Annotated in this window: 9 protein-coding genes; 1 reads left to right on the top strand and 8 read right to left on the bottom strand. The window is 35.1% G+C overall.

Annotated features, from left to right (window positions below; all coding sequences use genetic code 11):
* Positions 1-281 precede the first annotated feature (281 nt).
* Positions 282-2,912, top strand: a complete 2,631-nt coding sequence (locus ACFIM8_RS04990; RefSeq protein WP_375606849.1) for an Rne/Rng family ribonuclease — start codon at positions 282-284, stop codon at positions 2,910-2,912.
* Between the two features lie 89 nt (positions 2,913-3,001).
* Here ACFIM8_RS04990 and ACFIM8_RS04985 read toward each other — a convergent pair whose 3' ends face one another.
* From ACFIM8_RS04985 to ACFIM8_RS04950, 8 genes are all read right to left on the bottom strand, one after another.
* Entirely contained in the window at positions 3,002-3,613 is a 612-nt protein-coding gene (locus ACFIM8_RS04985; RefSeq protein ID WP_375610352.1) for an invasion associated locus B family protein, read from the bottom strand.
* Between the two features lie 1,614 nt (positions 3,614-5,227).
* On the bottom strand, positions 5,228-6,067 hold the full coding sequence (locus ACFIM8_RS04980) for a hypothetical protein (RefSeq protein ID WP_375606847.1): 840 nt from the start codon (positions 6,065-6,067) through the stop codon (positions 5,228-5,230).
* A 264-nt stretch (positions 6,068-6,331) separates the two neighbouring features.
* Entirely contained in the window at positions 6,332-9,832 is a 3,501-nt protein-coding gene (gene mfd / locus ACFIM8_RS04975) for a transcription-repair coupling factor (RefSeq protein ID WP_375606846.1), read from the bottom strand.
* A 5-nt stretch (positions 9,833-9,837) separates the two neighbouring features.
* On the bottom strand, positions 9,838-10,125 hold the full coding sequence (locus ACFIM8_RS04970; RefSeq protein WP_375606845.1) for a succinate dehydrogenase assembly factor 2: 288 nt from the start codon (positions 10,123-10,125) through the stop codon (positions 9,838-9,840).
* Between the two features lie 65 nt (positions 10,126-10,190).
* Positions 10,191-10,871 carry an ABC transporter ATP-binding protein gene (locus ACFIM8_RS04965; RefSeq protein WP_375606844.1) on the bottom strand — a complete coding sequence of 227 codons (681 nt, stop codon included), beginning with the start codon at positions 10,869-10,871 and terminating at the stop codon, positions 10,191-10,193.
* Entirely contained in the window at positions 10,871-12,139 is a 1,269-nt protein-coding gene (locus tag ACFIM8_RS04960; protein ID WP_375614586.1) for a lipoprotein-releasing ABC transporter permease subunit, read from the bottom strand. The genes ACFIM8_RS04965 and ACFIM8_RS04960 overlap by 1 nt, the downstream gene beginning before the upstream one ends.
* 11 nt (positions 12,140-12,150) lie before the next feature.
* Entirely contained in the window at positions 12,151-13,476 is a 1,326-nt protein-coding gene (gene proS, locus ACFIM8_RS04955; protein ID WP_375606842.1) for a proline--tRNA ligase, read from the bottom strand.
* A gap of 200 nt (positions 13,477-13,676) precedes the next feature.
* A complete protein-coding gene (locus ACFIM8_RS04950; RefSeq protein ID WP_375606841.1) occupies positions 13,677-15,353 on the bottom strand; it encodes a ribonuclease J in 1,677 nt (558 codons plus the stop codon).
* Between the last annotated feature and the right edge of the window lie 3 nt (positions 15,354-15,356).

The raw sequence follows: 15,356 nt of genomic DNA, 5'->3' as shown, positions 1-15,356 counted from the left end.
TATGTTGTAACATTAGGATTGCATTACTTAAGATTCGTTGGTTCGGATATCCGAACTGTTTTAAAGATTATTTTACCGGAGACTTTTAAGAAATATGAGTCATAAAAAACAGATGGAAATAATGATGAGAAATGGTGTAAATGCAGTCATGCCTTTGCACGTGGTGTTCCGTCCTGTTTTTCTGGTACCTCCCTTTTATGGCAGACAGCCTTTTATGTTTACGAATAGTTATAGCATTCGTTTGAATAAAATTGTGCATGTCGCCTTCAGGATATTAACTTATGTCAAACAAAATGCTTATAGATGCCTCCCATCCGGAGGAAACACGTGTTGTTGTTGTTCACGGCAACAAAATTGAAGAACTTGATTTTGAATCAGAACATAGAAAACAGCTCAAGGGGAATATTTATCTCGCACGTATTACGCGTGTAGAACCGTCTCTCCAAGCAGCTTTTGTTGAATATGGTGGAAACCGACATGGTTTTTTAACATTTTCTGAAATTCATCCTGATTATTATCAAATTCCTATTGCTGATCGCCTTGCTCTTCTTGAAGAAGAAGAAAAAGAAGCTGTAGGAGAAAATTCTATAGATACCTTTACGGAAGAAGCAACTAAAAATAAAAAACGCTCCAGAAGAACAAAAAAAAGTGAAAAAAACAATGTTATAGCAGCCGATATTGAAAATGATATCACATCTGAAGCGACAATAATTGATAATACAGAAGAAGCATTAAATGCCAATATCTCTTACGATGAGATTGAAATGGTCGGTGCTGAGGACATCCGTGAAGAGCTCCCGATTTATCAAAGAAAACAAGGGCGCCAGTATAAAATTCAAGAAGTCATTAAACGACGTCAAATTTTGTTGGTACAAGTTATCAAAGAAGAGCGTGGTAATAAAGGTGCTGCCCTTACAACATATCTATCTCTAGCTGGTCGTTACTCTGTTCTAATGCCCAACACAGCACGTGGTGGTGGTATTTCACGAAAAATTACGAACGTACAAGACCGTAAGCGTCTTAAAGAAATCGTAAAAGAATTAGCCGTTCCAAAAGGTATGGGAGTTATCTTACGAACCGCTGGTGCCAATAGAACAAAAGCTGAAATTAAACGTGATTATGAATATCTTATGCGGTTATGGGATACTATTCGCACTTTGACACTCGAGTCAACGGCGCCATGCCTTGTCCATGAAGAAAGCAATCTCATCAAGCGTTCTATACGAGATCTTTACAATAAGAACATTAGTGAAATTCTTGTATCTGGAGACCAAGGATATCGTGAAGCGAAAGACTTTATGCGTATGCTCATGCCAAGTCATGCAAAAGTTGTGCAACCTTACCGTGATCCTACGCCCATTTTTGCAAGAAATAATATTGAAATTCAACTTGATAAAATGTTGCAACCACAAGTTTCTTTAAAATCTGGTGGTTATCTTGTTATTAATCAAACAGAAGCACTTGTTGCTATTGACGTAAATTCTGGCCGCTCTACAAAAGAATTCTCTGTCGAAAAGACAGCCTTACAAACTAACCTTGAAGCTGCTGAAGAAGTCGCGCGTCAATTACGCTTGCGTGACCTTGCTGGTTTAATTGTGATTGATTTTATCGATATGCTTGAAGAACGTAATGTGAAGCTTGTCGAAAAAAAATTAAAAGATTGTTTAAAAAACGATCGTGCTCGTATTCAAGTTGGTCATATTTCACACTTCGGCCTTTTAGAAATGAGTCGTCAACGTATTCGCATATCGGTTTTAGAAAGTACGACACAGCCATGCCCACATTGCGCAGGAACAGGAACTATACGTTCTGAATCATCAATTGCGTTACATGTCATGCGCTCAATTGAAGAATATCTTCTTCATAATTCGCAACATAATATTATCGTGCGCACTCCCGTAGCAACTGCGCTTTATGTATTAAATCATAAACGCAATATTCTTGTTAATTTAGAAGCTCGCTTTAAACTTAATATTAGTATTGAAGCAGATGATAGTATTGGAACACAACATCTTGTTATTTCTAAAGGCTCAATAGCAGAGAGAATTTCTCAATCTTCATTGGAAGGTGACAATAAGCAAGAAATTGAAGATTCTGTTTTCATAAAGAGTGAATCTATTGAAAATCCATCTCCCATTGAAACAAACCAAAAGCGTCGGCGCAAAAATCGTCACGGTGAAATTACTGATCATTCTCTCTCCAACGTTCATAAAAAAGAAGATACCTTGAATGATGATTCTTATCATCGAGGACGTCGTCGAGGACGTCGTGGTGGTCGACGCAATCAAGATAATAGTTTTCATCAGATTCGCGTTCCTTATGCAGAACCAGTGGGAGATTTTGCTAAGCAAGCTTTAGCAGAAATTAAAGCAGCGCATCGCAAACGTCGTGTTTCATCTGCTAAATCTTTTGAACTTGAAGAAACAAAAAATAATACACAAGCTCTAGGTATACAACAACAGAGTGAATCTGAAAAAAATGATACAAGTATTAAACCTAAAAAACGTAAAACACGTTCTTCAAAAGTAATAGAAAATCAACTTTCTTTAGAGAATGATCAAAATATTGCAGAACAAAAATCTCTTGAAGAAAAACCTACAACCAGTTCGGTGCGTAAAACTAAAACAAAAAAAGCAGACAAATCTATTCATGAGGTAGAAGATAAAGCTCTTGAAAAGAGTAAAAAATCAACACGTGGAACACGTAAAAAATCATCTTCTAAAGAGACAACGCAAGTACAAAAAATATTAGAGCAAGAAACTGTAATCGAGATGGAGGAAATTATCGAAACCTCTCCTTCCCAAATTGAAGAAACAATTAATCAACCCGTTGTTATTTCATCAACGCCTAATGATTCTTCCAAAACTGAACGTATTGGTTGGTGGAAACGCAGAATTCTTTCGAAAAATTAAGGATTTTAAAAAACCGCCACAGAAAACTGTGGCGGTTCAAATAAACAATTATAGAAAACGTTTTGACCAAATTTTATGGTGTGGTTTTATTACTTTTGTTTTGCTTTTTCTTGCTCAGCACGCATACGCTCTTCAATTTCTTTTTGTTTTGATTGAATAGCTTGCTGCAGCTTTATTTGTTCTTGTTGAAAATCTTTTTCTTCCATACCAGGACCGGTATAGGCTGCTGTAAATCCATTCAGAGAAAATTCAATAGGATTAGCTGAACCACGGAAATTAACTGTGGTTACAACCATTTTTGTACCACTTTTCATAGCTGCTATAAGCTTATCATCTAAAACATCATTGGCAATACAACTTGGTCCATTACAAATCACATAAGGGATTTTTTTAGAGAAATCATCACCAATTTTAATATGAACACCTTCTGGCAAAAAACGACCTGTCGGCACTTGAATGCCTATACGTTTTTCATTTTGCTTCCCTTTTATTTCAACAAGATTAAAAGCCGTTAAAGGTTGTCCCGTATTCGATAATACAGTATTCATTGTATTACAAATATCAACATCATGCTGCTTACTGCAAACTTTGTACCAACCTTGTGATAAAGTTTGCGCATTTGCAGAAATACCAGCTATAAGAAAAAGGGCAGCGGCTCCAACTAATACTGAAACAGCAGAATAAACATTTTTATGCGACATGATTAAGTTAATCCTTTCAACGCGCTTTTAAGTAACTTCAAAAAAATATTAAATATAATTCCAACTTAATTTATTAACTTATAATGAAATAACAATTAATTTTACTATTTTTACTTCAATATAAAAAAAAAAGTCAAATTTAGAGAAAAAATACGACGAGCCATTCTAATTTTATACACTCATATCATTTCCCCTCTTCATCACATTGGTATTTGATGCAATCTATCCATAAAACACCTCTGTGCATTTAAACTAAGATTACACAAACGAATCAATATTGCAATATTAATTAAAATAAACTCTAATACTACTCTAAAAAACTTACTAATTAAACTTTTTACATTTATTACTCTTCGTGTTAAGCTCATAGAATCTTAGAAACAGGTGTTGCAATGCATGAAGCTCCAAAATATCAGATAAATTTTACTGTTTTCCTTATGTGCCTTGTATGATACACAAAAACAAAATCATCTATGATATTATTGAAACATTTGATGAATTAAACCACTGATTGTCTAAAATTTCTGCCCTTGTTTACAAAACAATGGTGATACGCTTTTGTAATAAAAAATTTTATATTCTATAGCGTTTAACTAAACAGTTTAGTTTAAAAATACGCTACTAAAGAAGCGCTTTTTCTTAATTAAACAACACATTTTCTTAGAGAAAAAATCTATGACTACTGAAAATATTTTATTTATAATAAACTTCCTTAAAATATAATAACATATTAATTTATAATAATAATTTATCTTTTTTCTATATTGTGTGAAAGATCCTAATAGCGCGAATCTCTCTTATTATTGAATCAATAAAATTTCTCCACTTGTACATCATAAGCGGAATTAGTTTTATAGATAAAACTACTAAACAAAAGAATAAAAATACCCCCTATGAATTATCTTACGTGCCCAAAGCCATAATAAATTTATGCTCATATATTAAACACCCATTATTGTACCTCTGTACAAATATCATCTCTCAGCTTTACAACGTGAATAAAAATATAGCTTTTATCAATTTATTTTAAGTTATTTCTCAAATAAAAGAAGCTGCTAAATTGTAAATTCTTTTCATCTTTCACAACATCAAAGATATAAATCGTTAATGATTTAAGTTTTTAAAAAAATGAATTCAAAATATCATTTTGTTTCTGTATATAACACAACTTAGAGCTATAAATATTTCTCTTATCGTATTAATGAAACAAGATTTATGATATGAGATGTATCGTCATTAAAATAATTAATCAGATAAAAATAAAAAACTACAAACACAAAAAATTATGCATAAAAAGAAAACATAAAAAAGATATATGAGTTTATTATTTATATATTAAATCTTATATGATAATAACAATATATAATATCTTATATACATAAAATTACTTTATTATAAATTAATATTAAAAACAAAAAATTAAAATATATTTTACTAACATATTTTAAATATTATTTATTATATAATCTTAATTTATCTGTATTTATATGAGAAAATTTTTAATTGGATATTCTTATGGCATTATTTTTTATGAATTTTCTAAATTATACTGTTAAGAAAAATTAAGTATTTTTCTATTTTGAATATAATTCAACATAAATCAAACAATACTTTTTAATTGAATAATTCTTTAACATGAGAACGCATACGATCTATAATATTCTTTTTCTTGTTTGGCAGCATTATATTATGTACTTCTTTAATGGTTCTACAAAGCTCAGGTGCATTTTTAACAAACCAATTATCTTTTGTAAGACTATTTTTTATATCGTCAAATATTTGTTTTTCATAACTATAAGAGCCATCTGTTAGTAATTCTTTAATATCCCTGACTAAACTAGGACTTATTGAATTATTTGCGCCTTTAGCCCAACTAAAATCTTTATCTTTCCAATCAAAATCTTTGCGCAAAATAGCACCTATATCACTCTGCAATATATCCGCTAACGTGTTGCAAGCAATAATAAACATGAGATAATTTTTCATTATCTCATCATCACCTCCACTTTTCTCATTCATTCCCCATTCATTAAATATTTGAGTTTTTTTTAAATAATCTTTTGCTTTAATCAACTTTTCTTCATACTCCCCTACTTCGTACTCTCTCGCTATATGTATTCTAAAGATAATTTTTTGTTTTTTTTCAGCTAGATCCTGTAATTTCGAACCAAGATTATAATATTCATTCTTCAGAGTTTTCAGTTTTTTGTATAGCTTATTCCGTTCCTGCAAACGCTCATAGTACTCTGCTTTAGAAATATTTTTTTCCCAAATGTTCAAATGAGACATACTTTCTTCAATAAATTGTATGCTCTCTTTAATATTCTTTCTTTTGTTTTTTAAATGTTGGTATTGTTCATCAGAAGATAACTCAGCGTGAGCGTTTTTTACGCCATATATCAAAGTGAGTAATAAAAAAACGATAGTTAGACACTTTTGTAATGAAGAAAGCATGTTATCTTTACCAAATTTTTTCTTTCTAAAAAATTTATAGAAGCTTATTAGCTTATTATATGATAAGTGCTATTTATTGGGGTTAAACAATCTAATCTATTTTCTTAATTATATCAATACGTGTATAATAAAAACCAAATAAATATATAAATGATTCTTTATTATAAACTTAAATTTTATTCTTATATAAAATCAATAAATAATTGTTTTTATATAAGAATTTTATAAAAATAAGTAATAGTTCTGAAATAATAAAGATATTTTTTAAACAGAATGTTGTTCTGCCATTTCGACAAGCTGTGTCATAATATTCGCTGCTCCAACAAGCCTTTCATCCGCTGTGGACCAATCACGAATAAGAGCGATACTTTGATCTGGACGAATTTTTGCCATCGAACCTTGTTTTCCAACCCACTGAACAAGAGCAACACTATTTGCGAAATAGTTATTACGAAACTGTATAACAATCCCCTTTGGTCCTGTATCTAATTTCTCTACATGCGCTTTTCGACACAATGTTTTGATATAAAAGACTTTAAGAAGGTGTTGAACCTCAATGGGTAAAGGACCAAAGCGATCAATTAACTCCGCTGCAAATTCATCAATTTGTTCTAAATCATCAAGTTCTGTTAAACGACGATAAAGTCCCATACGTAATGATAAGTCAGGCACGAAACTTTCTGGTATCATCACTGTTGTACCAAGAGAAATTTGAGGAGACCATTGCTTATCTTCATTTAGCTCTCCATCTTTTAATTCAGCAATAGCTTCTTCAAGCATTTTTTGATAGAGTTCAAATCCAACTTCTTTGATATGCCCCGATTGCTCTTCACCTAAAAAATTGCCTGAACCGCGGATATCCATGTCATGGCTTGCCAATTGAAAACCGGCCCCTAAGGTGTCAAGAGATTGTAAAACTTTAAGACGGCGATCGGCAGCAGCTGTTAAGACTTTACCAGCAGGAAATGTAAAGAGAGCATAAGCACGTTGTTTTGAACGCCCTACCCTACCACGTAACTGATAAAGGGCAGAAAGGCCAAACATCTCAGCACGATGCACAATTAGAGTATTGGCTGTTGGAATATCAAGCCCCGATTCAATAATGGTTGTTGAGAGTAGCACATCATATTGCCCATCATAAAATGCATTCATGATATCATCAAGTTGTCCAGCCGGCATTTGTCCATGAGCCACAACGAATTTCAGTTCTGGCACATGTGTTTTGAGATATTCTTCTACAAAAGCCAGATCAGAAATACGAGGACAAACATAGAAACTTTGTCCACCACGATAATATTCTCGAAGCAGGGTCTCTCGTATAACAAGTGCATCAAATGGTGAAATAAAAGTACGAACCGCCATTCTATCAATGGGGGGGGTTGTTATCAATGAAAGTTCACGTACACCCGATAAAGCTAACCCTAAAGTGCGTGGTATGGGAGTTGCTGAAAGTGTGAGAACATGAATATCACTTTTAAGCTCTTTTAAACGCTCTTTGTGTTTGACACCAAAATGCTGTTCCTCATCAATGATAAGAAGGCCTAACCGTAAAAAATTAACTGCACCACTTAATAATGCATGGGTTCCAATGACAATATCGATTGTACCATCTGAAACACCTTTTTTTACTCGTGCAAGTTCTTTCGCTTTTACAAGCCTCGAAGCATGTCCAATTTTAACTGGTAATCCTTGAAAACGCGAAATAAATGTTTTGTAATGTTGACGTGAAAGCAAAGTTGTTGGTACAACAACCGCAACCTGATATCCATTTAATGCTGCAACAAAAGCACTTCGAATGGCTACTTCAGTTTTTCCAAAACCAACATCACCGCATATCAAGCGATCCATCGGCTTGCCTGAGGCTAGATCATCCAGAACAGCATCAATTGCATTCATTTGATCTTCCGTTTCTTCATAGGGAAAGCAAGCAACAAACTCATCAAATGGTCCAATTGGTGGAAGTAAAGCAGGCGCAGCACGAGTCATACGCTCTGCAGCTATACGGATTAATTGCCCTGCCATTTCCAATAAATGTTTTTTAAGCCGCGCTTTACGTGCTTGCCAAGCAACACCCCCTAATTTATCTAAAGTTACCTCTGTTCCTTCTGAGCCATAACGTGAGAGAAGCTCAATATTTTCAACAGGTAAAAAGAGGAGATCTCCTCCAGCATATTTAATTTCAAGGCAATCTCGTAAAATTCCAGTGGTTGTGATGGTTTTAAGACCAACAAATTGGCCAATACCATGGTCGATATGCACAACAATATCACCAGAATTTAAAGCAGAAATTTCAGAAATAAAATTTGTATTATTCTTACGCCGCTTTGGTGATCTGATGAAGCGATCACCTAGGATATCCTGCTCTGCTATAATAGCTAAATCTTCAGCCTCAAAACCATGTTCTATCATGATAACAGCTGCTAATATATGATCTCGTGGTGTTGCTTTGACAGTTTGCAAGGATTTTACAACATCTATTTTTTTCAATCCATGCTCATCAAGAACTTGTATCAAACGATTGAGAGACCCTTCACTCCAACACGCTAAAAGTACTTTTTTGCCAGCATTGCGTAAAGAGGCGATATGATCAATAACATTTGAAAAAACATTTTTTTCTTGCGCATTACGCTCTTTTACAAAATCATATCCCTGTTTAACATTGGTGTGAATAACTGTTTGTTCCAAACTTTGTGGAATATTAAAAGGTGAAAAATCAATACGCTGTGAAGATTGTTGCACACATTCCAAAACACGCTCTGGCGTTAAATAAAGAAGACTAGGGTCTATTGGATGATAAGAAGTAGAAATTTCTTTATCATTTTCGCGCTCTTTACGCGCATTATAATAGTCTTCAATAAGGCGATAGCGCTCAATGAAAACTTCTTCTATAAGATGCTCAAAAACAAGCGGTAGGTTGCCACAATGGTCAAAAAAAGTGTCAAGGTTTTCATAAAAAAAAGGAAGCCAATGTTCCATACCGGCAAAACGCCGTCCTTGAGCAATTGCTTCATAAAGCATGTTATTTTTTTGTGATACACCAAATGTACGGGTATAATTGCTTTTAAATCGGCTGATTCGTTCTGGTGTAAGAACAACCTCACTCATTGCCTGTAATAAAAGTTCAGTTTTTTGACGTGTTGTCCTTTGACTTTCTGGATCAAATACGCGGATACTTTCTAGGGTATCTCCAAAAAAATCAAGGCGTAAAGGTTCAACATCCATCGGAGAAAAGATATCAAGTATTCCTCCTCTTACAGCAAACTCACCAACATCACGGACAACTGTAACGCGTTCAAAACCATTGGTTTCTAGGAATTGAATAAGATTTCCCATGTTATTGCGTTGGCCAACACATGCGTGAATAAGCTGAGCTTCTATCATTTCACGAGGAGGCAACTTTTGCATAATTGCATTTGCTGTTGTTAATATAATTGCAGGATGTGGATCTTTCCGTAAATTTGCTATGTGTGCCAATGTTGATAGTCGACGTGCCATAACAGCAATTCCTGGTGACACACGATCATAAGGCAAACAATCCCATGCAGGAAATTGAAGTACGGGTAAATTGGGTTCAATAAAATTTAAAACTTGTTGTAAATGCGCAATTTTTGTTCCGTCACGGATAACATAGATGAGCGGTTTACCTTGTGCAATTTCTGAACTTAATTTAGCAAGCGCAAAGGCTTCAAATCCATCAGTAACGCCATCTAAAATCATACGAACAGAATTATTTTTGGGAATAACAATTTTTTTAAATATAGGCATCGGGATTAATAACTTAAGCAAGTACGATAATTGGCAATATCACGGAAAAGTGGACTATCAACTTCAGAGGGGGGCAAAATTTCTCCAGTAATCCATGTGAGTAAATCACGATCATCAAAAGACATAATATACTCAAGCTCAGAGAGCGTTTTATCATTCATCTCAATGATATGAGCATCAACATAATGTCCAAAAATGAGATCCATTTCACGAATACCGCGATGCCATGCACGAAAAATCAATCGACGACGACGAGCATCTAATTGATTTTTGTCAACGGCAAAAACTGTCATAAAAAATCTCCTTGAATAAAGTAATATAAACTATTCAATTATTCGTATAAATTTTATACATTGCTTTAAGGAAGTTCTATAATTTTTTGTTCTTTAAGTGTAATTCGACGATGCATTTGCTTAGCCAAAGCGTAATTATGTGTTGCAATAAGAGCAGAAAGACCAGACTGACGAACAAGGATAGATAAAGCTTGAAAGACATAAGCTGAAGTTACTGGATCAAGATTTCCTGTAGGTTCATCAGCCAAAAGAACCGAAGGGCCATTTGCTACTGCACGTGCAATAGCAACACGTTGTTGTTCTCCTCCCGATAACTCTGAGGGACGATGGTTAGCACGATGAGAAATACGCAGATACGTTAATAATTTACGCGCACGATCTTCTGCTATGGATTTTTTTAATCCTGCTATCATTTGCGGTATCATGACATTTTCTAACGCCGTAAACTCTGGAAGTAAATGATGAAATTGATAAACAAAACCAATATCATTTCGTCTGATAGCTGTTCGCTCACTATCAGAACGCTTTGCACAAGAAACACCCCGTAACATCACATCACCAGCGGTTGGTTTTTCTAATAATCCAGCAATATGAAGAAGTGTTGATTTTCCAGCACCAGATGGTGCAACAAGTGCGACAAGCTCTCCACGATTAAGAATAAAATTCGCTTTATCTAAAACAATGAGCGGCTTATGCCCCTCGAAAAAGCGTCTTTCAATCTCTACAAGCTCTAAAATAGCTGTCATTATTCATACCTCAAAGCTTGTACGGGATCTAGCTTAGCAGCACGCCATGCCGGAATGAGAGCAGCAAGAAACGACAAAAATAAAGCCATCATAGCAACCAAGACGGTCTGTCTCCACTCAATTTGTGCAGGCAATTTTGTTAAAAAATAAAGTTGAGGATTAAAAACGTCAACATTAAATAACCAAGATATAAAATCTTGGATATGATTAATATTCGCGGTCGCGATAACACCTAAAACTAACCCCAATATCGTTCCAATAAAACCAATCATCATTCCTGTAATGATAAATATACGCAAAATCGCACTCTGTTGCGCCCCCATCGTGCGTAAAATTGCAATATCATGACTTTTATCTTTTACAAGCATAATCAGCCCTGAAATAATATTTAAAGCAGCAACAAGAACGATCAGAGAAAGAATAAAAAACATAACATTTCGTTCAATTTGTAAAGCTGAAAAAAAAGCCTGATTGCGTGTACGCCAATCAATTAAATAAACCTGTTGATCAACTGCTTTTTCTACAACGGGTTTTATTTGATCAACTGCATCAGGATTATTTAGAAATAACTCTAAAGACTGAACCTTATCTCCTAAATTAAAAAACATTTGTGCTTCATGAAGAGGCATAAAGATAAATATTGAATCATATTCAGACATACCAACTTCAAAAATAGCAACGACTTTATAAGCTTTCACGCGCGGAGTAACGCCAAAAGGAGTCTCATCACCATCTGGAGTAATAATACGAATATCTCTTCCAACTGTCAGTCCTAATTTTTCTGCTAAGCCACTTCCAATTGCAACACCTTCTTGTTGATCAAACCGAGAAATCGATCCTAATTTAATGTTTTGAGAGACTGTTTTAAGCTTTTCTAGATCTTGTTTGCGCATACCACGAACTAACGCGCCAGAGCCACCTTGAACTTCACCTTGAACAAGCGCTTGACCTTCAATAACAGGTAAAGCAAACTTCACACCGTTTGTAGTTTCTAAAGAAGAAATAAGAGTCTTATAATCAGAAAAACCAGAATCAACTGTTTGAACAATAAGATGTCCATTCATACCAAGAATACGATTGAGAAGTTCTGTACGAAAGCCATTCATCACCGCCATAACAACAACCAGAGCAAATACGCCCAACATAATCCCAATAAGAGAAATAATTGAAATAACAGAGGCAACGACATGTTTTTTATTCGGAATCATATAACGAAAAGCGATCATCCACTCATAAGATGAAAAGCATTTGTTTTTCAGCCTCTTCATAATATTTCCTATTAAATTATAGAAAGTTGGCTGAGTACATCTTCAACCTTTAGAGATTTTTTTACACCTGTTTTGCGATCTTTAATTTCAACTTCATTTTGTGCAATGCTGTTAGGACCAACAATGATTTGCGTTGGCAAACCAATCAAATCCATTGTTGCAAATTTTGATCCAGGACGTTCATTTCTATCATCTAATAACGGATCAAAACCAACCTTCTTTAATCCCTGATAGAGAAACTCACATGCCTGTGTGCATTTTTCATCATCAGGCTTCATATTGATAATCCCAAAATCGAACGGTGCCATCGACTTTGGCCAAATAATACCATTTTCATCATGAGAAGCCTCAATAGCGGCCGCAACAAGACGCGAAGGCCCAATACCATAAGATCCCATAGAGACCACATGCTCTTTTCCATCTTGTCCCATAACTTTTGCTCCCATTGGAGCGGAATATTTAGTACCAAAGTGGAAAATATGCCCAACCTCAATACCACGCGCTGAAAGACGATTATTCTCAGAAATTTTAGCCCATTCCTCTTCCTCATGCATTTCTTCCGTTGCTGCATAAAAAGATGTCCATTGCTTAACAATATCATCTAAAACAGCTTTATCACTGAAATCGATTGAACTATGGGGAACGGTAAGTTCAAGAAATTGTCTATCACAGAAGATAGCGCTCTCTCCCGTTTCAGCCAAAATGATAAATTCATGACTGAGCTCCCCCCCAATGGGACCTGTGTCAGCACGCATGGGAATTGCTTTTAAACCAAGACGAAAAAAAGTGCGTAAATAAGCAACAAACATACGGTTATAAGATGTTTTAGAACCTTCATAATCAAGATCAAAAGAATAAGCATCTTTCATTAAAAATTCTCGTGCCCGCATCACACCAAAACGTGGACGAATTTCATCACGAAATTTCCATTGAATATGATACAAATTAAGCGGAAGATCTTTATAAGAACGAACATAAGAGCGAAAAATATCTGTTACCATCTCTTCATTGGTTGGACCATAAAGTAAATCACGTTTTTGACGATCTTTAATGCGGAGCATTTCCAAACCATAATCATCATAGCGACCGCTTTCACGCCAAAGATCAGCAGATTGAATTGTAGGCATCAATACTTCTATTGCACCAGCGCGTTCTTGCTCCTCACGAATAATTTTACAAACTTTATCAAGCACTTTTTTTCCCAAAGGAAGCCAAGAATAAATTCCTGATGTTTGCTGTCGAATCATCCCAGCACGCAACATAAAACGATGAGAAACAATTTCTGCTTCTTTAGGATTCTCTTTTAACAGGGGAAGGAAATATTGAGAAAGACGCATTGAAATAATTAACTCCTAATCAGATCTACCATATTGAAACAATTTAACACACCCTCCATTCATCTATAGCCGCATTCTGAATACTTGCAAATATAACGATCTTATTGTTTCAAAATTTATTGTGCTCTATTCTCTATTTTTCTTATTTAGCAATAAAATAAAAATGCTTTTCTCTTTAAATAACGTAATAGGAAAATTCTTTATTTTGACCGATGCAAAAAAACTGTACAGATAGGTTTTTTTTGCCAAATCTCATGAACAGCTGCTCTTACTGCACGTCGTGTTGCCTCTCGAATAAGTTCATTATTGTTCCGTTTTAGCCGTGGGATGTTATAAACTGTATTTTCTACAATATCTAAAAGAATATCTTTCAAACTCTCCCCTTTTCCATTATTTTCAGGTAACCCGAATGTTGATAGACCGATATCCCCCAATAATTCATACTTATTATTTATATGGAGAGAAATAGTAACATGACCAGCATAACTGAGTTTGCGGCGTTCACGAATCCCTAATTCATCTTCATCCCCAATTAGGCAACCATCCTTATAGATACGTCCAACAGGAACTTGATCAACAACTTTTACAGGCTTTGGTGCGAGACGTAACATATAGCCATTTCTGATATCCATAACAGTTTGAATACCTGCTTGACGGGCTAAAGTTGCGTGAGTCTTAAGATGCATTGCTTCCCCATGTACAGGAACAAGTATCTGTGGCTTTATCCAATCATACATCTGTAAAAGTTCTGAACGACGGGGATGACCTGAAACATGAACAAGAGCATCTTCATTCGTAATAATTTCAATACCCAAATCAATGAAACGATTTTGTACCTCAAGAATAGATTTTTCGTTTCCTGGAATACTTCGTGATGAATAAATAACGGTATCACCAGCGGAGAGTGCAATATTCCTCATTCCATCACGTGAAAGTTTAGCCAAAGCAGCACACGGCTCACCTTGGCTTCCTGTGACGATTAAAACAAGATCTTTTCGCGGGATGTAACCATAATCATCTTCTGTTACAAATGGCGCTAAACCATTCATATAACCAAGCTCTTGTGCAACCATAATACTTCGCTTAAGGGAACGCCCAATGACAAGTACCTTACGCCCAGAAGCTTCAGCGGCAAGAGCAATAGAACGTATCCGACCAATATTAGAAGCAAAAGTTGCTATCGCAACGCGCCCTTTAGCTTTCAAAATAATTTCAGAAAGACTGGTTTGAACCTGCTGCTCTGATGGAGATATACCATCCCGACACGCATTTGTGGAATCACAAAGTAATGCTAAAACACCTTTTTTGCCTAAAGCACGAAATCTTTTTTCATCGGTTACAGCCCCGAGTGAAGGGGTATGATCGATTTTCCAATCACCAGTATGAATCACAGTCCCCAAAGAGGTTGTAATTGCTAAAGAGACAGCTTCTGGTATTGAATGGTTAACGGCTATAGCCTCTACAGCAAAGGAACCTACCTGAAAACAATCACCAGCTTGAAAAATATTGAGTGAAATTTTTTGAGATTCAAAATCTGCTTGCCTTTTACTTTCCAATAATCCTGCCGTAAAAGGCGTACAGTAAATTGGAACCTGTAACTTTGGCCATAAATCAAGAACGGCCCCATAATGATCTTCATGAGCATGTGTTAAAACAAGACCATGAATATTGTGTTTTTCACTTTCTAGAAAACGAATATCAGGCAAAACAAGATCTGCTCCCGGTAATTCAGGTCCAGCAAAACTAACTCCCATATCAACAAGCAACCATTCACGAAAATTTTCAGGACCAAATCCATAAGCAGCGAGATTCATCCCTATTTCACCTACTCCTCCTAAAGGTAAAAAAACAAATTCATTCTCGTTGGCCGCAACCATAAA

This window comes from Bartonella sp. AC535YNZD (assembly GCF_042196625.1).
GTDB lineage: Bacteria > Pseudomonadota > Alphaproteobacteria > Rhizobiales > Rhizobiaceae > Bartonella.
Note: the sequence above shows the minus strand (reverse complement) of the source record. Positions and strands in the feature narration are given on the sequence as shown.